The sequence below is a fragment of the Flammeovirga kamogawensis genome, from assembly GCF_018736065.1.
In the GTDB taxonomy this organism is placed as follows: domain Bacteria; phylum Bacteroidota; class Bacteroidia; order Cytophagales; family Flammeovirgaceae; genus Flammeovirga; species Flammeovirga kamogawensis.
Genome location: NZ_CP076129.1, coordinates 957,249 through 983,413, shown reverse-complemented (window position 1 = coordinate 983,413; position 26,165 = coordinate 957,249). Strand labels below are relative to the sequence as shown.

The window sequence follows — 26,165 nt, the reverse complement described above, 5'->3', positions numbered from 1 at the left end:
ATACAATCTATGAAATCGTTTTTTCATGCCATTGATCATAACCTGAAAGTACAAACAACAGAAGCAAGTTTGAGTATTTTAGGTATAAAAGATAAAAACTTAAGAGCCTATTTAAAGCAAGAGCTTTTAAAAAAAGAGAAAGGTTTATTTACTGATCCTGTTTTTGAAGGGGTTTTTCCATGGGAGGAATACCCTAAAGATATGGAAGCTTTAAGTGGGGAGCTCTTACATTCTGATTTAGTAGATGCTATGCATGAGCCTAAAAATATTGTGGATATAGAGGGGAATGATATCCCTTTAGAGAAGCAGGCTTTTAAAAAATCATACCATCCTTATCAGCATCAGGTGAAAGCATGGGAGAAACTAAAGGAAACTGATAAACGACAATCTATCATCGTTACTTCAGGTACGGGTTCAGGTAAAACGGAATGTTTTATGGTTCCTATTTTAGATGATTTAGTACGTCAGCATAAGCAACAAAATAGTGCTTTAGTAGGAGTACAAGCCTTGTTTATTTACCCTTTAAATGCATTAATCAATTCACAACGAAATAGATTATTGGCTTGGACAAAGCCATTTAATGAAAATATTAGATTCTGTTTATATAATGGTGATACCAAGTCAATTGCTAACAGGACAGAGGTGACACAAAAGTTACCAAAAAATGAAATTCATGACCGCCCTTCACTTTATACTACTCCACCGCCTTTGTTGATTACCAACCCTACTATGCTAGAGTATATGTTGGTACGTCAACAGGATCAACCTATTTTGGAGAAGTCACAAGGTAAACTAAAGTATATTGTGATTGATGAGGCACACTCCTACATTGGAGCTCAATCTGCTGAACTTGCTTTATTGTTAAGAAGAACGATGGAAGGCTTTGATGTTACTCCTAAAGATGTACATTTTATTGCTACGTCAGCTACTATCTCAGAAGATGAAGAAGAAGGAACCCAAGCACTTACTACTTTTTTATCGAAGGTTTCAGGTGTAGATGAAAATCAGATTACTGTTATACCAGGTCAGCGTGATGTACCTTCACTTTCTCAACAAACGGAAAATGATTATTCATTACGAGAGTTAGAGAAGTATGATCAACTCGAAGAATTAAAAAAGCATGTTTATGCTAATAAAACAGCAAGAGTTATCCGTAAGGCATTGCACCCTAACAATGGAGCCTTAACTCTTCCTTCTATTGAGTCTTATGTAAATGGTCATATTTCAAATCCCCTTAGTACTGAAGAACTACTTTTGTGGTTAGACTTTCTTACTCAGGATGGGTTGCATGATAAGGATAAAACACCTTTTTTACCTATAAGAGGACATTATTTCCAGCGTACCCTTAATGGTTTATGGGCTTGTGTAAATCCTAAGTGTAATCATAATAATTCTCTTTTAAATGATAGTGAAGAATGGCCTTTTGGAAAGTTGTTTGTAGATCATCAGAAAACTTGTGACTGCTGTGAAAGTCCTGTTTATGAGGTCGTACGTTGCAAGGATTGTAATACATTTCATATCTCAGCCGTAAAAGAGAATAATCAAAGAATCATTCAAAGCATAGATGATAAAACAGATACTTTTGAATTTGATATAGAGTTAGAAGAAAACGAAGACCTTGAAAATCCTAAACAGGATAATTACATAGACAAAATAATAATTTGTCCTCCTTTGGATTCAAATCAGAATGAAGGTAAGAATATCGATGCTATAAAAATGAATAAGGAAGGAATATTAGGTGTGCCTGATGCTGATATTTCTATAGATATTCGTAATGAAGAAAAGTGTGCAAAATGTGATTATAAAGGTAGAGGACAGTACCAAGCATTTATGCATTCTTATTTGGGAATGCCATTTTTTAATGGAATTGTAGTGCCAACCTTATTAGAAAACACTGAAGCAAAAGAAAGCTCAGAGCATCTGCCTTCAAAAGGACGTAGAATAATAACTTTTACAGATAGTAGACAAGGTACTGCACGTATTGCTCTGAAAATGCAACAGGATTCTGAACGAGCAAAAGTAAGGGGAGTGGTATATCATAAACTCTTGAATATTAAATCTTCTTTATCTCAGGAAGATATGGAAGATTACCATGAGTTAATAGAAGATCAAAAAGATGGAGAACTATCCCGTAGAGACCAGCGAGCTCTAGATAGGCTCGAAAAAGAAATGCAAGATCAGAATGCTGATTGGAATTCTATGGTACAACAAATGACTGGGGATCTTGATATACAAGAAATCAGTAAGTATTATAGAAATATAAGTAATAAAGATTTCCCTGATTATCAATCTGTAGCAAAATTAATGATGATTCGTGAGTTCAATAGAAAACCAACACGAACTACATCTTTAGAAACATTAGGGCTAACATCGTCTTATTATAAAAGGATTACGGATATAAGTACCTTGCCTGATTATATAGATAGAAATGCTAGTATAAGTTTATCTCTTAACGATTGGAAAAACTATCTTAAAATATTGATGGATTATTTTGTAAGGTGGAATCTTGCTATAGATATTCCGTTTGAATTAAAAAGATATATAGGTCAGAATACTTTCCTTAAAAAAATAGTCCCTCAAAATGTTGAGCCTGTTGAGGGGCAAATACGATGGCTGCGTTATAACAAGAGTGGTAGACAACATAAATTGGTTAAACTCCTTTGTATTGGTTTAGGTTATACCAATACACCTCTTTCGGCTGATCAACAAGATATTATTAATACTATTCTACAAGAAGCATGGCAAGTATTACGTCATAACAGCCTTTTAATTGATGCTGGTCAAGAACGTTTTCAAATGCAAATAGAAGACCTTCGATTTAAGAGGTTTGAGAATGGCTTCATTTGTCCTGTTACTAACAAATTTCTTGATGTTACTTTCAAAGGATATACCCCTAACCTACCTGCTAACCAGATAGAATTTGAATCATTACAATGTGAGCCAATTCAAGTACCTATTTTACCACATGGCTGGACAGATGGTCAACCAGAACAAAAGGAAAAATACATTAAAGATTGGCTACAGAATGATACACTGATAAAACTGCGTGAGCGTGGTATGTGGACAGACGTAGCAGATAAAATTGTTTTAGGGGGAGATTTTATGCGAGTAGCTGAACATTCAGCTCAAATTTCGTCATCACAACTAAAAGCTTTTGAAAGGGAGTTTGAACAAGGGAAAATCAATGTTTTAAGCTGTTCTACAACAATGGAAATGGGTGTAGATATTGGTGGTCTTTCTATTGTAATGAATAATAATGTTCCGCCACATCCTTCCAATTATTTGCAAAGGGCAGGTAGAGCTGGTCGACGTAAAGAGCCCCGTTCACTCTCTATGACCTTGTGTAAAAATGATGCTCATGAAAGAATGGTATTTAAGAATCCTACATGGGCGTTTACTCAAAAAATGCCATTACCAAAGGTAACCTTTGAAAGCGAAAGAATAGTACAACGTCATTTGCATTCATTTTTATTAGGCAGGTTTTTAAAAGAATGTGCTTTGGCAGAAAATAATATATCGGTTAAAGTCGGGAAATTCTTCACAAAAGAGGAAGATGAACAATCTATATCTTTAGGTGAGCAGTTTGAAGAATGGTTAAATGATATCAGAGATCGTTCAAAAGATTATACTAATATTCTAAATGCAGTTCAAAGGATAAAAAATGATACTATTTTAAGTGGAACAACTGAGGCTGTTATTTTAGAAGAAACAAAAACAAGAATCCAAGAAATTAGAGAAGGGTGGAGCGTACAATACAATGATATTCTACAAGCCAAAGAAGAGGAGGAGTCTAAACCAAAACTTCAGCAAAATGAGTATTATATCGCTCGACTTAATAGAGAATTAGGAAGGTACTATGGTGAGTATTTATTCTCTGAATTGGCCAATAAAGGTTTTCTCCCTGGATATGGTTTCCCTACAGGAATTGTCAGTTTAGATAATATCACATTCGAACAACTCGAAAAAATTAAGGATGAAGGTAATGTCTTTGATTCTGAGCGAGAAAGAAGAAAATTTGAAAGAGAAGAAAAACGTACGCTATATAGAGGTATTCCAACGCGTAATATGGCAATTGCATTATCTGAATATGCACCTGGTTCTCATAATGTAATTAATGGATTGGTATACAAATCAAGAGGAATTAGTCTTAACTGGCATCAACCTCCTGAAGTTGACCGTACGGAGAGTCAGCTATTCTTAACAGCATGGCAATGTACTTCATGTGGTCATTTTGGACATTCCAATTCTATTTCCTTAAAGGAAGAGCTTTGTTGTACTAATTGTAGTAAGCCCATTCCATCTACTCTTCAAAAAAAATTATTAGTTCCCAATGGTTTTGCGGTAGGTATTCATGAAAAACCTACTACTAATATAGAGCAACGTAAAGTTATTCCTTCTGATATTCCTAAAGTTAACGCCAAAGGAGATAAGGTATTTCTTCCTGGAGATGTAGGTTTTTATATTTCTGATACAAAGGGAAGTATTTATTATCAAAATGGGGGAGAGCACAACTTGGGTTATGCTGTTTGTATGAAGTGTGGTTATGCTGACTCAATGATAAAAGACAATATTAAAGGTGATGCGATTGTTCCAGCTTCATTTAATCATCATGCAAAACTTAGAGGAGGACCAAAGAATGATAATGGAGAGTATCAAAAAGAATGTGAGCCAGATCCGAACCAAATTCAGGAAAAAGTTTTTTTAGGTGCTGAAGAGAAAACAGATGTCTTTGAACTGTATTTGAAAAAACCTAAATCAACGGAATATTTAATTGATACTGAAGAAAATCTAAAAATTGCATGGTCGGCTGGAGTTGCATTGCGTAAAGGGTTGTGCCTCAGTTTAGGGGTAGAAGAAAGCGAATTGTCAGTGAATGTAAAACGTATTCGCCATAATGAGGAGATTATATTAGGTATTTGCTTGTCCGATCTTAACAGTGGTGGAGCTGGGTTTGCGACTTTAGCATCAGAACATTTCTCTCAGATGTTAAAAGAGGCAATAAAGCTTCTTTCATGCAAGTGCAAAGAAAGTGCTTGTGAGAACTGTTTGGTGCAGTTTGATACCAAGAGATATATTGATTACTTGAATAAAAAACTCGCATTAGACTATCTAAAAATAATACAGAAGCACAATGAATTACCTCAACACCAAAAAGTATTTGGTGATGCTTCCGTATTTTGTCCTAGAACTTTTTTTAATGATCTATTAGTTTCATCTAAGAGCTTCACTAAAAACCTTCGTATTTTCTTGGGAGGAAATGTGGAAGAATGGAGAATTTCAGAAGCTAAATTACACCATAAACTGAAGGCAATGTCAGATCATTTCGAACAGATTTTTATTTACATTGAAGAACCTCAGTTTAACCGTTTGTCTTCTATTCAAAAATTAGAATTAGCCGAGATTTTAGCACTAGGTAAAAATATTTCTATCGATACTCATAATCAAGGAGGTCTAGAAAGAATACTTGCCATAGTAGAAAATGATCATCATGAGCAAATCTTGTGGGGTTCTACTTATACTGAAGCAAAAGTACTTGATGCGGATTGGGGTATTATTGATAAAGAAGATAATACCTTAGTAAAGGCGAAGTTTTCGAAAGAAAAATCGTTTTCGTTAGAAAACATGAAAGTAACTAAATATACAAAAGATCATTTGTATCCTACTCCAACACAATTTATCATTCGTTTTCAAAATGAGCTAGATGCCTCAATCAATAAATTTGGAGCAACTTATTGGGATTTTGTCTTCTCAAAAGCGGAAAAATTGAAGAAACATTTTGAAGATATTCCCCTTAAAAGTGTATTGTATACTGACAACTATATAAAATCTCCTCTAGTAACGGTATTAGTAGGTTGCATTTTGAAAGAGTTGAAAAATAGGGAATACATCAAAAGAAATACTGTTATAAATATAGATACATTGGTGTGCGATAATGAAGAGCGTAGATATGATAATTTTAATTGGAATTGGATAAAAACAGAAGTGTATACTCAAAAGCAAACCAATTTATTAAGGCAGTTCATCGACCTTCCGTCATTACAGTTTAACTATAAAGCATTTGAAGATTTGCCGCATTACCGTAGGTTTACTTTTATTTTTGAAGATAATTCAGAGGTATTGATAGATATGGAAAAAGGATTTGGTTTTTGGAAGGTAAATATGCACCATCAGCATCAGAATTTCCCATTTTCTGCGAGTACTGAAAGTCAACTACAATACGTAGAGAGTAAAAAGAGGGTGTATACTCTTTATCCAGGAAAGAATACTGATTCCGCTTTGTATATTGATATTATTAAACCTTAATATCAATTTAATAAGAACCACCAACTCCACTTTTTTAGGAGTTGGTGGTTTTATGCACATAGAAGTCACACCTTGTTATTTACTTTGAATAAATAAAAATAGTCGAATTATGCCTATCAATAAAAATGCTTTATTGAGATACCAAGTCCTAGATGAATGCTTTAGAAATAGTGGACGTGAATATTGGATTAACGATCTTATTGATGAATGTGAACGTGTATTAGAGGAACATTATGGATATGAAGAGGACCCAAAAACTGGAAAGCTTAAGCATAAAATTACTATATCAAGAAGACAGATTCTGAAAGATATAGATTTTATGGAAAGCGAGGCAGGCTACAAAATGGATATCCAAAGAAAGATAAAGAATAGGAGAGCTTATTTTTATTATGAAGACCGAACGCAAAGTATAAATAACAAGAAAATGACACAAGAAGAAGCCAATCAAATCAGAGATTTGATCTTTACCTTTAACCGTTTTAAAAATATAGAAGGCTATGAATGGTTAAATACTACTGCTGCACAACTAACAGAAGAGTTTAAGTTGGAGAAAGGAAATGAAGGCGGTATCGCTTTCCAAGGTAACTCTTCTTTGAAAGGGGAAAAGTATATTTCTGTATTGCATAGGGCAATTCAGCATCACAAACCTTTGAAAGTAGAATATAAAACGTTTTCAGGAGGAAAATTGTACTCCCTTCAGCTTAGTCCTTATTTCTTAAAGCAGTACAATAACAGGTGGTTCTTATTTGCACAAAGTGATAAATATCCGAGTCTTACTAATATAGCATTGGATACTATTGAAAACATAGAGGAGTTATCAAGCGATCTATTTATTCCAAATACTTCCTATAATTTTGATACGTATTTTGATGAGATTTTAGGGGTAACTATTCCTGATGATAAAAAAATAGAAGAAATAGTATTGAATATTTCTTCGGACCGTTGGAGGTATATCAAAAATAAACCCTTCCATTCCTCTCAAGAAGTGATTTTGGAAGATTTAGAGTTAGGTACTGCACAAATCAAATTGAAATTGATGATCAATCATGAGTTGATAACGAAAATTTTTGAACAGGCACATGGTTTGGAAGTAGTTAGTCCTAAACGTTTAAGAGATAGTATTATTGAGAGAGCAGAGAAAATGTTAGGACTAAATAAGTAAAAATATTTTTTCTACTTCTAATTATTAATATCAAAAAAATGAAGTATGTACTTAGACTGCATACTTCATTTTTATTATTGTATTGTCTTTATAAAAATAAGTGGAAAACGACCTTGAATAGAGAAATTCTTAATACATTAAAATAATGGAAATTAAGAAGGAAACTGAAGTTATTTATTCAAAATAGAATTGTATTTTAGGCTTCCTTAAAAATGAAATAAAAGATGATTACTGGAGATTTAAAAAATAAAGTTGATAATATTTGGGAGACGTACTGGAACAATGGTATTTCTTCGCCAATTACTGTGATAGAGCAGTTTTCTTATATGTTGTTTATCAAACGATTGGATGATATGCAATTGGAAAAAGAAAAAAAAGCGATGATTACGGGAGAAGCTATACGTAAAGCAGTGTATGCTCCGGAAGAAAAAATATTGCGCTGGAGTAATTTCAAATTAGTGACCTCGCCTAAAGAGGTGTACCAACTTTTTACTGTTCCTCAAGAGACTGCCAATAAGCAAACAGTGTTTTCACACATGAAAAACATTGGTGATGAAGGCGGTGTTTTTGCTGAATTTGTAGAGCATGCTACTTTAGAAATTAAAGGAGAAAATGCACCTGCAATCTTAGATCAGGTTATCAAAAAAATAGATAAGTTAGACCTTACAGACAAGGACCTTTTGGGTGATTTGTATGAATATATGCTTTCTAAACTGAGTGCAGCAGGGACTTTAGGGCAGTTTAGAACTCCTCGTCATATTATTAAGATGATGGTGGAAATGACTGAACCCCAAAAGGAGGATACTATTTGTGATCCTTCTACTGGAACAGCAGGTTTCTTGGTAGCAGCCAATGACTATATGGAAAAGAATCATTCCGATTGGTTTGCTGATGATGTTTTCCTTACACATCATGAGAAAGAGATGTTCAGTGGGTTGGAGTTTGACAGTACTATGGCACGTATTGGTGCTATGAACCTGCAAATGCATGGTATTTCACATCCACGTTTGGAGCGTAAGGATGCATTGAGTAAAGTGAATGAAATCAAAGATCGTTTTTCGCTTATTTTAGCCAATCCTCCTTTTAAAGGGTCCCTAAATAATGAGACTGTAGAGGACTATTTACTAAAGAAAACCAACAAGTCTAAAAAAACAGAATTGTTGTTTTTGGCGTTGATGCTTCGTATGATGAAAGTAGGTGGAAGAACAGCAGTGATTGTTCCTGATGGTGTATTGTTTGGTAGTAGCAAAGCGCACAAAGAGATCCGAAAAGAAATTATTGAAAATCATAAATTGGATGCCGTAGTGAGTATGCCTTCGGGAGTATTTAAACCGTATGCTGGGGTAAGTACAGCAGTGTTGTTCTTTACTAAAACCAATAGTGGAGGTACGGATAATGTGTGGTTCTATGATATGAAAGCCGATGGTTTCAGTTTAGACGATAAGCGTAATCCTGTAGAAGAAAACGATATCAAAGACATCATTACCCGTTTCAAAAATCAAGAAGGAGAAGCCGACAGAAAACGTACTGAACAGTCGTTTATGGTGCCTTTTGAGGAAATCAAGGAGAACGATTGGGATTTATCCATCAATCGCTACAAAGAAATAGTCTATGAAGAGGTGGAATACGATGCTCCCAATGTAATTATGGACCGTATCAAGGCTTTGGATAAGGCAAGAATGGAAGCTATGGTTGAACTTGAGAAAATGTTGGGGTAATGGTTTCTGAAAAAGTAAAAAATATAATAAGACAAGTAAGGGGTGTCTCATTTAAAGGTGATGCTTCAATTGATACTTTTGAGGAAGGGTATATTCCAATTTTACGATCAAATAATATTGGTGAAGGAACAATTAATTTTGATAACTTAATTTACATAAAAAATGATTTAGTAAAGGAAGATCAAAAATTAAAAAAAGGAGATATTTTAATTACTGCATCAACTGGCAGTTTAAATGTAATTGGTAAAAATGGTTCATTCAATAATGATTATGATGGATCTTTTGGTGCATTTTGTAAAGTAGTTAGACCTCTAGAAGATAAGGTGTATCCACAATATCTTAAATACTTTTTTCAATCGAGTTATTACAGAACCACTATTAAATCTGTAATCAATGGAGCGAACATCAATAATATTAAAAACGAACATATTGATGATCTAAAAATCCCCCTTCGCCCCCTTCCCGAACAAAAACGCATCGCCAGCTTATTAGATGCCGCAGACCGAAACCGTCGCCTCAACCAAGAGTTGATCAAAGAATACAACCGTTTAACTCAGAGTATCTTTTTGGAGATGTTTGGGGATCCTGTTAGTAATCCGATGGGGTGGGAGAAGGTGAAGTTGGGAGATTTTATTGAGATAAAACATGGTTTTGCATTTAAAAGTGAGAACTTTGTTAAAGATTCTGATTTTAAATTATTAACTCCTGGACATTTTTTTGAAAATGGAGGTTTTAAAGATATTGGTGTAAAGCAAAAGTTCTATGATGGAGAATTCCCTTCAGAATATTTATTGGGTAAGGGAGATTTATTAGTAGCAATGACTGAACAAGCCTATGGATTATTGGGTAGTACACTATTAGTACCAGAAGAGAAGACATTTTTACATAATCAACGATTAGGTTTAATTGATTTTGATAGTAATGTTTTAAATAAAATATTTGTGTATTACCTATTTAATCAGAAATCTATTAGATCGCAAATACAGATGTCAGCGACAGGTACAAAAGTGCGTCATACATCACCAAAAAAAATATATGAAGTAGAATTTTCTATTCCATCTTTTGACCTCCAAAACCAATTCGCCAACCGCATCACTCTCATCGAAGATCAAAAGCGATTAGCCGAGGAAAGCTTGGCAGCCTCTGAGGATTTATTTAATGCGTTGTTGCAGGAGGTGTTTGCTAAGTAAAATATTTTCCCCTATTCACTTTAATAGAAGTGTATAGGGGAAAAGTTCTAATTATCGTTACTGAAGTACATGATATAACTTAACACCTGGTTAAATATTGAAATCTAAAAAATCTATTACTAATATGTCAACACTAACTTTACCTTCAAGAGAATCATCTCTAAACTCTTTAAGACATTCTATTCAATTTACTTCCAAAATAGAAAAAGTTATTACAGCACTAGAATTGGAAACAATTGCAGATCTGATTGACTGTACAAAATACAAAAATAGCTTTAACAGAGGTATACAATCTGAATTTCATTCATTCCAACTGACAATAAGAGATTTAATAGAAGAGAAAATACCTAAAAATTTATCAAGAGATTCACTTATTACTGCATTAGATTTATTTTTAGAACCTTGTACCAAAAGAGAAAGGATCATCAAAGCTCATGAGCTCAAGAAAATTGAAGAGTTATTAAATTGTAATGCTTATTTAAGTATAAAGGGAGTAAAAGATCAATATCAGGATGAATTTTATGCACTTCAAACTTCCCTCAGAGCATATTTTGGAGAGGAACCTCTTTCTGACCCCACTATTGTTGAAATGCCTGAGGAGATTAAAGATATTTCATTAAATGATGTTAAAGAGTTTGATGATCGCAATTTTATTGATGCACTTATAAAAAATAATATTACGACAATCGGTGAAATGGGTGGAACCTCCGAAAGAGAGTTTAAAAATATAAAGAGTTTAGGAGTTGGAAAGTTTAAGAAGTTAACAGCTTTAAAAGATAAAGCTATTCAGGAACAAGAGCTGTTATTGCATATTTACCATAAAAATACAAAGGTTTTCGTAATTGGAGAGCAAACTTTTGATTTTGACAGAGAACAGACACTCTATGAAATTATACAAATTGTTATTAACGACTTCTTAAACTATGTAACTGAAAGAGACAATGAAATTTTATCCTATTACTACGGAGTTGGCAGAGCTAAAGGAAAAAGCTATATGCTTAAAGATATTGGGGTAGTATTAGGAATTACGGGAGAAAGAGTCAGACAAGAAAAAGTAAAGCTATTTAAAGAATTATTTATTCCATTATTGGAAGGTAAAACTATAGCAACAAAAGCAGGTTATCAAATCAGATGTGATGAAGAAATTGTCAATTATATCCAACAATATAAAGAACAAGTAGAATCAGACTCTATACTTACATTAAAGACTTTAATTGAAATATTTGGAGAGGTAAGTAATATAGAATTGATAGAAGATATTTTTAATATTCAGGAAGTAAAAGGCTTTACAGCCAAAACATCTACTCGTTTCTTTATTAAGAATGAAGAAGATAAGAATGTCTATAAGAAACTAATAACTACCATTTACAAGTTAATAGATAATCATACCCTTTCTATTAGCGAGACAGATCTTTTATTTGAGATTAAAAGTAAATATCCCAAAATAAGCAGAGAAGCTATACTTAATGTTACGCAATCTATACAAGAAGTAGAAAGAATAATGAACGAGGAAGAGGTTCGTTATCAAATCTATTTCAATAATATTACCAATATCAATGAAGCTATAGCAAGAATACTTTTTGAAAAAGGTGAAAAAATGGATGCAAACCAGATCTATATAGAATATAATAAAAGAAAGCTTTTAGAGGGTAATAAAGAAATGGATTATGATAAATTCCGTCTGCGTATGCCAGGTTCTCCATTGGTTAAAGCACATGGAAAAAGAGGTATCTTTTCTTTAAAAGAATGGGGGCTAGAAAGTAAACCGATTAAAGATCTAATTTTAGATACTTTTAAAGAAGAAGGGAATTACAGACCTCTTTCTGTAAAGGAGATCAAAGCATATGTGAAAACACGAAATAATTCTCTTTCTGAATTATCCATTAACACCTGTATCGGAATTTATTTAGTAAAGTTGAAATCAGGTAACTATATCACTGAAACAATGAAACCGAGTTATATTAAAGAGGTTATAATGGTTGGTGAACATAAAAAAAGGGATCTTGAAAATACTATACGACAACAGTTTAAGGATGTTATAACTAAAAATGGAGGAAGCTATCCTTGTCGCCAGCTAAAAGCAAAATTAAAGGAGATAGGTATGGCAGCACCTACTATTCATAATTACTTAAGTAATCGATTACATTTTGGTGTTATCGAAAAAGAGGGGGAAGAGTATTATACTGCTATACAATCTGAAGAGGAAAAACAAAGGACTACAATATTATCTTCTATCAAAAACTACTTAGAAGGTAGAAAAACTCCAGTTCCCAAGAAAGAAATTGTAACAGCTCTACATACAAAATTTAACTATTCTAAAACCACTGTTGGAATCTATTTATCAGGCCAAAGAACAAGTGAATTAGTTAAGAAAAAAATAGATGGAAAAGCACATTACTTATTGCCTGAATATACGGAAGAATACGAGCAAAAAATATTTCAAAATGAAGTAATAGATCTTTTGAAAGAGAAAGGATTAAACCCAAATAGTAACGTGTTCAACAATATGCATAAGTTCTTAGAACACTCTACAGGTATAAATGATATTGAAGGATTACATGAGCGTATTTATCCTAATATTTATAATTTTATTATGAAGTATAGAGAAGAGGGTGAGCATAAGGTGCATCGAATAAATATTATTACTCAACTGGCAACATGTATGGAACCTTTCACAAGAAAAATATTATATGTTTCAAACCCCTATAAGTCTTCGGAATATGAGCGTCTTGAACCAAGAAATCAAGGTTTAGGAACGTTATTTTATGAATTAGGTTTATACCATCATTCGCACCCCTTAAAGCCATTGTTTCATAGAGCGAATGACAACAGAAATTTAGAATCACATACTGCCCAGCAGATGACATCAGAAGAAATAGAAAACCTGTTTACATTATTTATATTTCTATATTTCTATTTAGTTCATCAAAATAGAATATCGATTGATAGATTAAGCTAGTTTTAATATTGAAAAAAGGGAATACGATTTTTCTTAAATCATATTCCCTTTTTTGATCTTTTTAATAAAAGATGCTTTTAAGCCTGTAAACTTTGAGGGTTTACATTATTATTGAGGTTTAGAATAATTTGTTTAATAGTCTGTAAATCATCCATTTCAAACAACTCATAAAACTCTGTTTTTGCGTTCAACTTAGCAGACATTACTTCTGTTATTTCCACAATCCCTTTCGCTTTTATTTTCTTTTTTATTGCCTCAAGCATGGTACGCTGATTGACATTTAAAGCATTTTGGTTTACAAAATCATAAAATACATTGTCTACTGCTTCATCGGAAAGACCTAAAGTTTCACGTACCAATTGCCCATAAGGTTTATCTTCAAAATAGGTTTTGTATTCTTCTTGAGTACCTAGTTCTTCAATTAATATTTTTTCTAAAGCTGTAATATCACCATGATTAATATTAAGGTTATTCACTAACTTATGAATAGAAGTATGATTTCTATTTTTAGTAAAGAATTCATATACTTTTTCCCTATAGTTTTTCATGTCTTCGCCAGTACCACTATTTCCAATTATTGTATTTGTAGCCTCAGGTCGATCCATAATAATAAAGTCACCTTTGATGGCAGTGTAAATAATTTTCTGATCTTCTTTCGGGATCAATCTAATAAGATCTCTAAGTTCAGTACGTATTCTTTCTAATTGCTTTTGACTAGGAGCAGTCCAATAATCATCTGTTTTTATTTGTCGAATAAACGGTAATTTCTTTTGTACTGCAGGAATATTACCTAAAGACTCTAAAGTAGTTGCCGTTTGTATCACTTTTTCCTGTAAATTTTCTTTTTGGGGGTCATTAGCAGCCCAAAGGTATTGCAGATAAAGTACCAATAAATCAAACTGTTTAGCATATTGATCACCTGAAAGGAAATATAACCCAGAAAGCGTACTTTTTATTTCTGCTGCTTTCGTATCAACATTAGCAATATTTCCCACCGACCACTGATCTAATCTACTGTATTTAATAACCATTTCTAAGGCTTGTCGAACATCAATACGTGTTTGATCTAACTCTTTAATAGCTACACATAGTGATTGTATATAACCTTTTGCCAACTCCCTTTCTTCCTCAATAGTATTTTCATTTTTATAAAGTAAATAATAGGAGAAGTCTACTAATGTTTCAAAATATTTTTGTGAGATAGACTTAGGAAGAGCTGTATCTTTTGGAGTCAAGTTATCTTCAAAATATTCAAAATTACCACAGCAATCGAAAATCATAAATTCTTTCTTGTGTTCTCCTATACCCAATAAATCCTCGCATAGTCGAGTTCCTCTACCTATCATTTGCCAATATTTGGTATGCGAACGTACTAATTTTGCAAATACAAGGTTAAGCACCATTGGAGCATCTACTCCTGTATCCATCATATCAACAGAAACGGCAATTTGAGGCTCTTGAACCTCTATTTCATCACAAAAACGTTCTAGTAAATCCTGTGCATTTTTGGTTTTATTGTGAATTACCTGACAAAAGTATGGTCCATACTGAGGATAATTAATATCAAACCTTTCTTTAATAAATTCAGCATGCCTGTGGTTTCGAGCAAAAATAATTGTTTTACCAATTTTATCCCCATCATCAACCTTAATACCATTCTCCATTAATTCGGTTAAAATGAGATCTTGCGTTGAAGTATTAAAAAACCACCCGTTGAATGCAGAACCTTTTACCTCTTCAGGAATATTATCTTCACCATAAGCTTCAGCCATTTTCTCCTCATATTCTTCACGGTCTTCGACTGAAAGCTGATTGTATTTTATGCCCTCCGTAGGATATTTTAAAGCAATAGAACGTCCTTTTGGAGGAACAAGATACTTATCATCAATGGCAGTATCTAATTCATATGCATAAGTAGGAGTACCATCTTCTATATTAAAAAGCGAATAAGTATTTCTATCAATCTCATTTCGAGGAGTAGCGGTAAGACCAACCAGTAAGCTATCAAAATATTGAAATATAGAACGGAATTTCTGATAAACAGATCGGTGTGCTTCATCAATGATGATTAAATCAAAATGTCCAATGCCAAAGAAACGTTTACCTGTTTCTTCATTTACGGAATTGATTTTATTCATCATAGTCGGATATGTAGAAAATACTAATCGTGCATTTTTAGCATCATTTTCATCTGCATCAGATAAATTGATAGGAGAAAGTGTAGGTAAATGTTCTTTAAATGCGTTTTGAGCTTGTTTTACTAAAGCTACCCTATCAGCTAAAAATAGGACCTTAGACACCCAACCACTTTCCACCATCATTTCTACTAAAGCGGCAGACGTTCTTGTTTTTCCTGAACCTGTAGCCATAACAAGTAAAGACTGACGATTAAACCCTCGAAGTTGTAGCTTATTATCTGTCAAAACAAAATTTTCGGCAACTCTTCTCAATGCTTCTAGCTGATAAGAACGACCTGCAATATTTTTATTGACTTTATACCTTCTAAGGTCTTTTTTATTTTGTCTATTATGATGAAGTTGTAACAGTTCATCTTTAGAATGGAAACCAAAAACTATTCTATCGTTATAGAATTGATCATCTAAAAAATAAGTTGTAAATCCATTAGTATAATAAATAAGAGGGCGATGATCGAACATTTTATCCAAACACTCAGCATATATTACAGCTTGATGTCTACCAATTTTACTATTCGTAGAAGCTCTTTTTGCTTCTACTATCGCTAATGGTTTACCATCATCTCCCCATAGTACATAATCTATATATCCTATACCTGTTTTACTGATACTTTCAGGCATTCCTTCTACCTTGAACTCAATATCTTTTCCCTCTTCAAAGCTTTTCCAACCAGCTTCTTTTAATTGGTTATCAATTAAGTTCTTTCTAGTTTCTTCCTCATTAAATTCAAGAGGTGCAAATTCAATAGCTCTTGACTGTCTTACTTTTTTACGAAGGACTTCCTTCTCTTTTTTGAGTTCTTCTATAGCTTTCCTTAAAGCCTTATCATTGGCTTTATCCTCTAGTAATTGTTTTTCTAAATGTTCTGTTTTTTTCTTTAAAAGAGTAGTTTCTTCTCCCTCTCCTTCTTTCGTTTGTATTTTATGAGCTAGGCGTTTCTGTTCTTCAAGAAGTACCTTTACCTTTTCTTCTAATTGTTGTTTATCTTCCCTTTCTTGTGCTAGTTCATGATTATAGTTATGTTGTTCCTTTTCTAAATCTTGAATCTTTTGCTTTAAATTATTTACTTGGTTAGGTGGTGGAATAAACGATTCATTAAACTTTAGATCTAATTCATCAAAATCAAAATAAACTGCCGAAAGGTTTTTAAGTAAACGGAATATATTTTTTACTGCCCTAAAACTATCATCAGATGATACATTTTTTTCAGCATCATGTGCTCCATTATTTCCTGTTAATCTAATTTGTTTTAATTCTAAATGTGTAGAGTGTCCGCAGTTATCTAATATAAAATCATAAAATTCAGAATTTTTTAATTTGTCAACCAGTCTCTCATCTCTATCAAAGAAAAAATCTTCTTGACTAAAAATATAATTTACAGTACACTCTAAGGCATTTCTACAAGCAACAGCAGAAAGAGAGGGAGCAGCATAAATATTACGTTCAGCATTAGTTGCGTTATTGTAAATTTTTCTAGGAAAGTCTGTTTCTTTTAAAAGATTGAAATTACTCATTTTAGATATGGTTTATTCTGTTGATACCCTTACAAGTTAGTGAAATACCTTAAAAGCAAAAAATAAAAAAACTTGGTAGAGTTCTATTTTAGAAACTGTGCAGAATGACTTCACAGATATGTATTAATTTTAAATTATTATTAACGTTCTCATTTCTATAACATAAAATTTATGATACTATTATTCTATTGGTTTTGCCTACTTTCTTGTTTTATACTTTCATTTGTTGTTAAAGTAATTGTAGGGTTATTGATTGATCAGTTTACTTTAACAAGTACCAAATATTTGGGTAGTGTATTGATATTATGTATCATCTATAATTTTTTTTAAGCTATGAAAATCCAAAAATTAACAGAAGGAGAATTAAATAGCTTTGTGGATCAGGCAATATCCCTTAATGAAACAGATTTTTGTTTTGGTTTAATAGACGATAAAAATATTTTGTTTGGATATTATATCCTTCAGATGAATGCAGAGGAAACTTATATTATATTTCGTTTTTTTGATGATGATGAAGAATTAAAATTAAGGCTTATAAAAGATGCCATTGAAAAGCTAAAGCTATTTGAAATTCCTTCAATAATGACATTTTGTGAAGAAGAAGATTTTTTATATTTCAATAAAGCAGGTTTTGATTACCATAATAGGATAGTGGAATGTAAACTTGTGATATAATTATGAATTAAATTTAAGATCTATTTTAATGTAAAGAACTATTGCATGATACTTGTTAGTAACAACACTAATTATAAACTACTATTTCTATGAACTATTACAATACATTGAACTTACTAAAAACTTGTAATAATGAGGATCTTCAATTTTTAGTAGATAAACTTGAAGATACCGAGACTAACAAGCTTATAAGTTATGAAAGCTACGAAAAGCATAAAAACAACCCTAAAATGTATGTAGATGCCATTTATAATGAAATAAGAGAATTTGGAGGAAATACTTTTATGAATTTGTATAGAGGTAAAGGAGTTCCTTATAAAGAAGTCATAACTGATGTTGCTAAACATTTAAAAGTTGAAAATAGATCTTCTGATTTAATAGAGTTAGAACGTCAAGTTTTAGCAAAAGTATTAGAGTCGGCAATAGAAAATTTATCAGAAAAAGAAAAAGACAATCTATTTTCAGAATTATCACAAAAAGATATAGACCTATCTAAGCTATCACATTTATCTTATTTGAAGATACTAACGACAAATCCTTATGTATTGCAACAAACTTTAAAATACTTTTTAAGTTTTGGAGCTAAAAATATAGGAAGTAAAGCTTTCATGATGGCAGGAGGTCCAATAGGTTGGATTGCAACAGGAGCATGGCTTGCTTTTGATCTATCATCACCTGCAAAAAGAGTCACAATTCCTTGTGTGATTCACATAGCAGCCCTTCGTTTATCAAGGATGAATGATGATAATAATAAGAAATACAATAAATATATGTAAGTAATGAAACAAAATATTTTTTTTGAAATTCCTTCAAACATTATGGAAGGACTAGCCAATGGTACTTTAGAACGTTTAGGTGGAGTGATTCGTGATTCTAATAATAAAACAGTACGTGCATGGTTAAAAGAAGTTCCGCTTCAAGGAGAAATGGATTCAACAGTAATGTCACAATTGAGTACATTATCATCTTCTTCAACTGCTGTTACTAATGCTCTATCCATTGCCAATATTGGTGTTTCAGTTGCAGGCTTTGCAATATTATCGATGCAATTGCATAAAATAAACCAACATATTAATCATATCGCAAAAGATATAAAAGAACTAAAAGAAGTTACTAAAATGAGCCATACAATTCAATTGTATGAAATTACTTCACATTATCAAAATTTTTCTGAACGTCTGAGAGACTTCTCTCTATCTACTGATAAAGAAGGACAACAAACGATTATAGCACCTGCATACAATGACTTATGTAGAAATAATAACATCCTAAATAGTTTACTACACAATCCAGAAAACATAAAATCACTAATAACTATTCATGGAATAGATAAAGTTGCGGGATTGCATAAGTTACTCTGTTTAGGTTATCAATCACAAATAGCTTACAATATTTTAAAAGATGATTACCCAATTGTAAAAGCACAATTAGAAGATTTTAGAAAAAAATTATTTTCGATAAATAAAAATTTTGTTGCAATTCATAGCAATTTAGGTTGGAATGATCATACTTTAGAAAGAAATGAAAGGGAGAAGTTCGAGTCTCTTTTGGATACTTCTATTGAGATAGAGAATATTTTTGAAAGTAAAATCATTTTTTTAGAAAATAGTAGTAAACTGGAACAATTCAATTTATTTGAAAATAAGCAACTTGTTTTTGAACTAGTTGTTTAATTATAATATGAACTCGCCTAATAATATCGAAGGTCAGCATTATATAATTACATAATAACACAGTATAAGTAAGTTACATTTAAATTTCATGCTGTTTTGAGCTATGGCGGGTTAATGGAGTATCTTGAATATGGATGATTTATAATTCATTTAATAGCATCATCTGTTTCTGGCAAAAGTATGATTTTGCCTTTCTATAGGCTATTATGTTGGTTTTGATTCACCTTTTAATGTTAGATAAGCATGACTATAAAACCTTATAAAATGGTTATTAAAACATTTCATAAAATAAATCGCCTATTTTATGTCTTTCGTAAATGTTAAAAATACTTTCCATCAAAAGTGAATCAGAATCGTGTGGCTTTGGTGGTGGTCACCAAGTACTAGAGGGCAGAAGCAAGCTAAAAATAGGGAGTCAATATACGTTTAGCAGAAGGTTTGATTTTGGCTTGCAAGAGCGTTGAGGAATGAACTATAATGGCGATATAGAAGGCGTTTCAATGCCGACTAGCGGAATATTATTACCAACTCATACATACCACCTTAGAAGAAGATTCTTGGCCCCCTCTCCTAATAATCTGTTGATAATGTAACGGCTCCAACGAGCAACGAAAGTATCCCACAGCAAAGGCAGCGTAGATGCAGGCGAATACCAAATGAAGTGGAGTGCAGTAATTGTGAGTGCTTGAAGAGGGAGTAATTAAGAGGTTAGTTTAAATCAGCTACAATACTTTGAATTTAATTTCTAATATTTCCTCTTCTTCTGAAAAGTAGCCTAGAAAGCATCTACTTATTTTTACTGTAATTTATCTATTCCTTTTTCAAGCTGATTGTATTTAGATTTATAGGGTTCGCTTATCATACTACCTACTTCTAAAAAAACAATCGATGTGGCTTTACAATCATGCAATGCATTGTGATATTTACTATGCGGTCTATATCCACAACTAGACATTTTGTAAGCATAACCTTAAATGAATCGGTAACAGGAATAGTTATAATTATTATTTCTCAATACGAATATTAAATTGTTTAGATAATGAAGGGTTATTTTCTATGAAAATGGGTAATTATTGATGAAATGATACTTTTTCGTTGGAATCGTGAAGGAACCTCTGATATGTAGCTTTTGGGTAAAATGTAGAATTAATGTAGTAATAGAATCGAATAAATGTAGCTGATATATTTTTCTTAAAACAGATATAGAAATAACCTTTATGTAAGTGATATCTTAAACATTTTTTTTACTAATCTAAACTAATGATCATTATCTATTCTTTATGTTCTGTATTCTTTTTAATTGGTTGCTTTTCTTGAGCAGAACCATTTTAATGGTTCAAGAGTCAATAGACATATTGCAGATAGATCTTTTCAATTAATGAAATGAGCGGAATTAAAAACTTGTATTTTTGGATAACACTAGTATTACTACTCAGAATTGTGATGATTTATGGTGGTATACAATGCGAGATATTGCAATAGCGGGTTCTACTATTGTAGGAGGTTTGAAACACCTGCACTTGCAACAGGAGTTGCTTGTCCAGCCGCTATTACTATTGGATTGGATTTGCAATATGGTTAAATATAAATTATGAAATTAATTCTTGTACATGGAAATGAAAAATAATAATATTTTAGTATTTGTGATATTGTTAAATTCTATTGCTTATATAATTTTTTCTAGGTTATTGAATATTCAAATTATTGCAAATATTCAAAGTATTATAGGCTTACTCGGAGCTTCTTATATCGTTTATACTAATTATAAAGAATCCAAGATAAATGATGATAACAAGAGAAAAAATAATCTTATTAAATTGGTTATATTCACTTATATTGGTCTTGTTTTATCTGTAACTATTATAGCTATTGTGAGTAAATTATTTTTTTAAAGTATTGTAAATCACCCGGTTCTGATTCACTTTTGGTGTTTTATTTTATAATTTAATATCATCATTTGTTTTTCTAAAAAGGGTAATTTAGCCCTTCCATACCCTTTTTTCAATTACCTACTTTTTAGATTTTCCAATCTAAAAAACCAACTAAATATTTCTCATGCTAGCGATCAACCACCTCTGCGGAGGTTTAACATTTACAGCCACATTTTGTGCATTCCAAGACATAAATATTTTCGAGAAGCCTGAATATTTGGCTTTAACTTCAGACATCGACAATACAAAATCTTTTCTATATATTTTCCCTCGTTTCACTTCATCTCCAATCACAAAAATTGGAAGACAGCTTGGAACAAATGGATTAGTGCCATAATTTGATCCTTTTTTAGGAGTTAGAGTTGGGTTTAATGGGTTGGGCAATTAAGCTCTTCCTAAGTATAAATTTGACCTGATTTGTATATTTTTTGACCTTTTAATAGAAGTCTTGTGTATTTGTTTATCGTTAAACAAAGTGTTAGTAAACTTAAATTTACAATTATGCCAATAGCAGTATTAACGCAGGCCATTATTTCCGCTATTTCTATTCCTACAGAAGCAGATAATATCAATATCTATTTAAAAGATGGCGATTTTGTTTCAATATCTAGAAAGGAACTTAAAGAAAAAAAATCTACAGATAAATTGATTGTCTATAAAAGAGATAAAGAGCTTTTTGAGATAAAAGCGAGTGATATTGACTATATCCAATATGAATCTTTAGATACCTATGACAAAACCGTAGACTTTGTAAAAGAATATAATTTAATGGTGAATGATCTTGATGAACATGTACTAAATTATTATAACACAAAACGTTATAAAAAATCTAGAACTTCACAGACTTTGGCTGTTGCAGGTTGGACTTTAGCAATTGTAGCTAATCCATTATTTTGGGCAGTAGCACCTATACCAACTACGCAAGCAATAATGACAATGCGGACAGCCAATAAAAAATATGTGGTTGGAGGTAAAGAATGGAAAGAAGTGAAAAGAGCACAAAAAACGAAAGTAAAAGCATTAAAACAAAAAGCAAAAGAAACTCAGGAAGTTTAAAATAGTAAGAAACCTAAAGAGTACAATGTTATAGATAATTGTACTTTTTTTTGTTTCTATATGTAACAATGTAACTTATTTTATAAATATCTAATATAATTTGACATAGTTATTTAAACTTGTTTGTTTTTATTGTGCTTCTTAATGATCAGTTTTGTAACTTATAAAGAGCTTACTCAAACATAAATTATTAGTATGTATTCTTTTTTTAGGAACTTAACTCAATTTCATTTTTTATCTGCATTAATAATTATTCTATCACTCCAAGTAAATTGTATTGCACAAGATACCTTGAAGACCATAGATATAGGGATAATTTATGATGCAGAATTATACCAACAATCTAAATTTATAGATATTTTAAAGAAAGAAGTCCCGGCAGTTATGGGAGCTTCATACAAAGTAAATTTTCCAGATGAATACCAATTAGTGTCTCATTGGGATGCTGAAAAAGCGGTAGAAAATTACAAGAAGTTAGAAAGTGACCCAAAAATTGATGTTGTAATCTGTTTAGGTGCTTTAGGGTCTACAATAGCTATAGAAAACAAAGTATTTAGTAAACCTACTTTTTTATGGGGGGTAATTGATCCAGAAGAACAAAATGTTCAGGTTACAGAAAATGGATCAACAGGCATTAACAACCTTAGTTATGTGCAAACCTCTTCTTCTTTAAAAACAGATTTGATTGCTTTTCATGAAGCGACAAAATTTAAAAAGATAGCCGTATTTATAGATGATTACATTTATAAACTCTATTCCCCTCAAAAGCCATTAGATGCTATCATTAACAAGCTAGATGCAGACTTTTCAATTTTTGGTGTTGATAATGACATTGATGTTTTGTTATCATCTATAGATTCTACTTACGATGCTGTCTACTCTTCTTATTTATTTAAATTAAATGATGAGAAGAAAGCATTACTTTTTCATGAATTAGCGGAAAGAGGAATAGCAGTGTTTACAGCAGAAGGCGAAGAAGGAGTAAAAAATGGGGCTTTAATTGGCTTAAAAACGGAAGATAAATTTAATATTATAGCAAGGCGTTTTGCATTAAATATTGAAGGTCTTTTTGAAGAAGGTAAAAATGCAAGTGAATTGCCTGTGGTTGTTCACTTTGAAGAAAAAATAGTATTAAATGCCAAGACAGCAAATACATTAAAATTTTTACCAAAATGGGATGTAATCTTTAATGCTGAATGGGTAGATGCAAAACCATCTGAAGACGATGAATTGAGCTTAGAAAATGTGATAGATGAGGCTGTTGCAAGTAACATGAACTATAAAGCATCGGAATATGCAACCCTTAGTGGAAATGAATTAAAGAAAGTTGCAGGAGCTGCTTTAATGCCAACTATTAATGCATCTGTAAATGGAGCATGGATAGATCAGCCTACAGCGGAACGCTCATTTGGATCTAGGAGTGAAAGACAATTAACGGGTACTTTAGAATTACAACAAGTGATTTATTCAGAAAAGGTCTTTACAAATGCAAGAGTACAAAAATATCTTCAAGAGGCAAGAGAATCTGGTAATGAACAAGTAATGTTAGATGTTGTATATCAGGCTTCAGTTGCCTATTACAACCTGTTGTATACCAAAACACAAGTAAAAATTGCAAGAAGATATTTAGAGTCTACAAAAAGAAACTTAGAGATTTCTCAATTAAGAGAGAATGTGGGATATTCTGGTAATTCTGATGTATACCGTTGGAAATCCAATTTAGCACAAGCGGAACAAAGAGTTATTGATGCAAACTTGTCTGAAAGGCAACAAATGTTGGTACTTAACAATGTTCTTAACAGAAATATGAAAGAGGAGATTTTTGTGAAAGATGTTGAGTTGACAGATGGAATTTATGCTGGTCTTGCTTCTAACGGAATGGCGAGTTTAGTAAACGACCCAATATCTTTACTTATTATCTCAGATTATATAGTTGATAAAGCATTAACTCAAAGACCAATAGTAATGCAATACGCTTCTCAAATGTTAGCATTACAGCGTCAACAATCTTCAGATAGTAGAAATAGATTTATCCCAGAGGTTGCTTTGCAAGGTGGTTATAATAGGTATTTAGCAAGAGGAGGAGCAGGGACAGGTAGTTTAACAATACCGGGTCAGTCAACGAGTTTAGATCCTTTAGATCAGAACTGGAATGTGGCCGTTGTAGCTACAATCCCATTATTTTCAGGTTTTACAAAAAGTCGTCAGTACCAAAAAACAAAGTTTGATAAATTACAACTTGAAGCCCAACAACAACAAACAATGTTGGATGTAGAACAAGAAGTAAGAGTGGCAGTATTGGACCTTGCCAGTACAAGTACTAACATTACAAACTCTAGAGAAGCAATGGAAGCAGCCCAGAAAAACTATGATATTGTTCGAGATAATTACTCTAAAGGTCGTGTATCTATTATAGAATTAATTGATGCTCAAAATAATGCCTTTGAATCTGAACAAAATGCATCTAATGCGGTATATAAATTCTTACAATCATCTATGAAAATGCAAAGAGCAGTGGGCGAATTCAGTTTATTGAAAACGGATGAGGAAAGAGATATCACAGAAAAGGAAGTTCAAGAAATTTTTGAGAACCAGCGCAAGTAAGCATTCATAAATTAATCAAGCATTAAGTTGTATTGGTTACTACTTAAAAACTAAGTGAGAAAATAAAAGACATGAATATCATTATAAAAACAGTCCTATCCTTATCATTAGGAATATTACTTTTTAGTTGTGCTAAAGAAGTAGAGCAGAAAGAAGAAATTATTAGACCTATCCGTTATGCACAAGTATTCTATTCTGGAGGAGAGGCCTTCCAAACATTTGCAGGGGTATCTAAAGCAGGAACAGAGTCTCAGTTAAGTTTTAGAGTAAGTGGTGTATTAACAAGTATCCGAGTTGTGGAGGGTGATATAGTTAAAAAAGGCCAGTTGATTGCGACAATAGACGATTCTGATGCAAAAATTGCTTTTCAACAAGTTGTTGCACAGACACATAGTGCTAAAGTGCAGTTAGAGACAATGAAAGCCAGTTTAGATAGAACTAAAAAGTTATATGAAGCAAATAACGTTTCATTAGCAGAATATGAACAAGCTAAAAATGCTTTTTCAGGTGCAAAAGCTTCTTATGAGAACAGCCTTCAGACAGAAGATCTTAAACGTAGAGAATTGAGTTACTATAAGTTATATGTTCCTATGAATGGAGTAATAGCTGAGAAAATAGCCTCGCGAAACGAAAATATAATGGCAGGGAATCCTGTAGTAAGATTTGCCTCTGGAAATGACTTAGAGATAAAAGTAGGTATTCCTGAAAAGTACATTTCTAAAATAGCAATTGATGATAAGGTAGATGTATCATTTACTTCTGTAAAAGGGAAGAAGTTTAAAGGTAAAGTAACAAAACTTTCGTATGTATCGGATGTTTCTTCTACTTATCCTGTAACTGTTTTATTAGATACGAAATCAAAAAATGTGAGGCCAGGTATGTCTGCTAACGTTACTTTTCAGGTACAAAGAAAATCTTCTGAACCTTATATGATTGTACCTGTAGATGCTGTTGGAGAAGATATAAAGGGAGAGAAATACGTTTACACAGTAAGCAAAATTGATGATAAAGTTGGTACGGTTCATTTTAAATCAATTAAAATTGGTGAATTAAAATCAAAAGGTTTTGTAGTAGTAGAGGGCTTAAATGAAGGAGATATTGTTGTTACTAGTGGGGTAACAAAAATATCTGATGGCTTAAAAGTTAAGTTTTTAAAGAAGTACCAACAGAAAATTTAGTAGCAA

General features: G+C 32.2%; 13 protein-coding genes. 12 read left to right on the top strand and 1 reads right to left on the bottom strand.

The features are described from left to right. The first annotated feature begins 9 nt into the window (after positions 1–9). From KM029_RS22305 to KM029_RS22285, 5 genes are all read left to right on the top strand, one after another. Complete coding sequence (locus KM029_RS22305) at positions 10–6,303, top strand: DEAD/DEAH box helicase (RefSeq protein WP_144076020.1); 6,294 nt, start codon at positions 10–12, stop codon at positions 6,301–6,303. Between the two features lie 109 nt (positions 6,304–6,412). Continuing rightward, positions 6,413–7,465: a helix-turn-helix transcriptional regulator gene (locus tag KM029_RS22300; RefSeq protein ID WP_144076019.1), complete on the top strand. Its 1,053-nt coding sequence runs from the start codon at positions 6,413–6,415 to the stop codon at positions 7,463–7,465. Positions 7,466–7,689: 224 nt separating this feature from the next. Next, a complete protein-coding gene (locus KM029_RS22295; RefSeq protein ID WP_144076018.1) occupies positions 7,690–9,183 on the top strand; it encodes a type I restriction-modification system subunit M in 1,494 nt (497 codons plus the stop codon). Beyond that, positions 9,183–10,373 (top strand): restriction endonuclease subunit S, encoded by a 1,191-nt coding sequence (locus tag KM029_RS22290; protein ID WP_144076017.1) that lies wholly within the window; start codon positions 9,183–9,185, stop codon positions 10,371–10,373. The genes KM029_RS22295 and KM029_RS22290 overlap by 1 nt, the downstream gene beginning before the upstream one ends. A gap of 124 nt (positions 10,374–10,497) precedes the next feature. Further along, the gene (locus KM029_RS22285; RefSeq protein ID WP_144076016.1) at positions 10,498–13,332 is read left to right on the top strand and encodes a sigma-70 family RNA polymerase sigma factor; all 2,835 of its coding nucleotides are present in this window, start codon (positions 10,498–10,500) and stop codon (positions 13,330–13,332) included. A 77-nt stretch (positions 13,333–13,409) separates the two neighbouring features. Here KM029_RS22285 and KM029_RS22280 read toward each other — a convergent pair whose 3' ends face one another. Beyond that, on the bottom strand, positions 13,410–17,042 hold the full coding sequence (locus KM029_RS22280; protein WP_144076015.1) for a DEAD/DEAH box helicase family protein: 3,633 nt from the start codon (positions 17,040–17,042) through the stop codon (positions 13,410–13,412). Positions 17,043–17,375: 333 nt separating this feature from the next. Here KM029_RS22280 and KM029_RS22275 point away from each other — a divergent pair, with 333 nt between their 5' ends. From KM029_RS22275 to KM029_RS22245, 7 genes are all read left to right on the top strand, one after another. Then, a complete protein-coding gene (locus tag KM029_RS22275) occupies positions 17,376–17,717 on the top strand; it encodes a hypothetical protein (protein WP_144076014.1) in 342 nt (113 codons plus the stop codon). Positions 17,718–17,806: 89 nt separating this feature from the next. Next, on the top strand, positions 17,807–18,493 hold the full coding sequence (locus KM029_RS22270; RefSeq protein ID WP_144076013.1) for a ubiquinol-cytochrome C chaperone family protein: 687 nt from the start codon (positions 17,807–17,809) through the stop codon (positions 18,491–18,493). Between the two features lie 3 nt (positions 18,494–18,496). Continuing rightward, on the top strand, positions 18,497–19,390 hold the full coding sequence (locus tag KM029_RS22265; protein WP_144076012.1) for a hypothetical protein: 894 nt from the start codon (positions 18,497–18,499) through the stop codon (positions 19,388–19,390). Positions 19,391–21,445: 2,055 nt separating this feature from the next. Continuing rightward, positions 21,446–21,658, top strand: coding sequence for a hypothetical protein (locus KM029_RS22260; RefSeq protein WP_144076011.1), 213 nt, complete (start codon positions 21,446–21,448; stop codon positions 21,656–21,658). A 164-nt stretch (positions 21,659–21,822) separates the two neighbouring features. After that, the gene (locus KM029_RS22255; RefSeq protein ID WP_144076010.1) at positions 21,823–22,377 is read left to right on the top strand and encodes a hypothetical protein; all 555 of its coding nucleotides are present in this window, start codon (positions 21,823–21,825) and stop codon (positions 22,375–22,377) included. Between the two features lie 195 nt (positions 22,378–22,572). Beyond that, a complete protein-coding gene (locus KM029_RS22250) occupies positions 22,573–24,981 on the top strand; it encodes a TolC family protein (RefSeq protein ID WP_144076009.1) in 2,409 nt (802 codons plus the stop codon). 71 nt (positions 24,982–25,052) lie between these two features. Next, a complete protein-coding gene (locus tag KM029_RS22245; RefSeq protein WP_144076008.1) occupies positions 25,053–26,159 on the top strand; it encodes an efflux RND transporter periplasmic adaptor subunit in 1,107 nt (368 codons plus the stop codon). Positions 26,160–26,165 lie beyond the last annotated feature (6 nt).

Bases quoted from the DNA above. Each gene is read 5' to 3' on its own strand.
- KM029_RS22305 (WP_144076020.1), top strand. From the start codon at position 10: ATGAAATCGTTTTTTCATGCCATTGATCATAACCTGAAAGTACAAACA.
- KM029_RS22300 (WP_144076019.1), top strand. From the start codon at position 6,413: ATGCCTATCAATAAAAATGCTTTATTGAGATACCAAGTCCTAGATGAA.
- KM029_RS22295 (WP_144076018.1), top strand. From the start codon at position 7,690: ATGATTACTGGAGATTTAAAAAATAAAGTTGATAATATTTGGGAGACG.
- KM029_RS22290 (WP_144076017.1), top strand. From the start codon at position 9,183: ATGGTTTCTGAAAAAGTAAAAAATATAATAAGACAAGTAAGGGGTGTC.
- KM029_RS22285 (WP_144076016.1), top strand. From the start codon at position 10,498: ATGTCAACACTAACTTTACCTTCAAGAGAATCATCTCTAAACTCTTTA.
- KM029_RS22280 (WP_144076015.1), bottom strand. From the start codon at position 17,042: ATGAGTAATTTCAATCTTTTAAAAGAAACAGACTTTCCTAGAAAAATT.
- KM029_RS22275 (WP_144076014.1), top strand. From the start codon at position 17,376: ATGAAAATCCAAAAATTAACAGAAGGAGAATTAAATAGCTTTGTGGAT.
- KM029_RS22270 (WP_144076013.1), top strand. From the start codon at position 17,807: ATGAACTATTACAATACATTGAACTTACTAAAAACTTGTAATAATGAG.
- KM029_RS22265 (WP_144076012.1), top strand. From the start codon at position 18,497: ATGAAACAAAATATTTTTTTTGAAATTCCTTCAAACATTATGGAAGGA.
- KM029_RS22260 (WP_144076011.1), top strand. From the start codon at position 21,446: ATGCTAGCGATCAACCACCTCTGCGGAGGTTTAACATTTACAGCCACA.
- KM029_RS22255 (WP_144076010.1), top strand. From the start codon at position 21,823: ATGCCAATAGCAGTATTAACGCAGGCCATTATTTCCGCTATTTCTATT.
- KM029_RS22250 (WP_144076009.1), top strand. From the start codon at position 22,573: ATGTATTCTTTTTTTAGGAACTTAACTCAATTTCATTTTTTATCTGCA.
- KM029_RS22245 (WP_144076008.1), top strand. From the start codon at position 25,053: ATGAATATCATTATAAAAACAGTCCTATCCTTATCATTAGGAATATTA.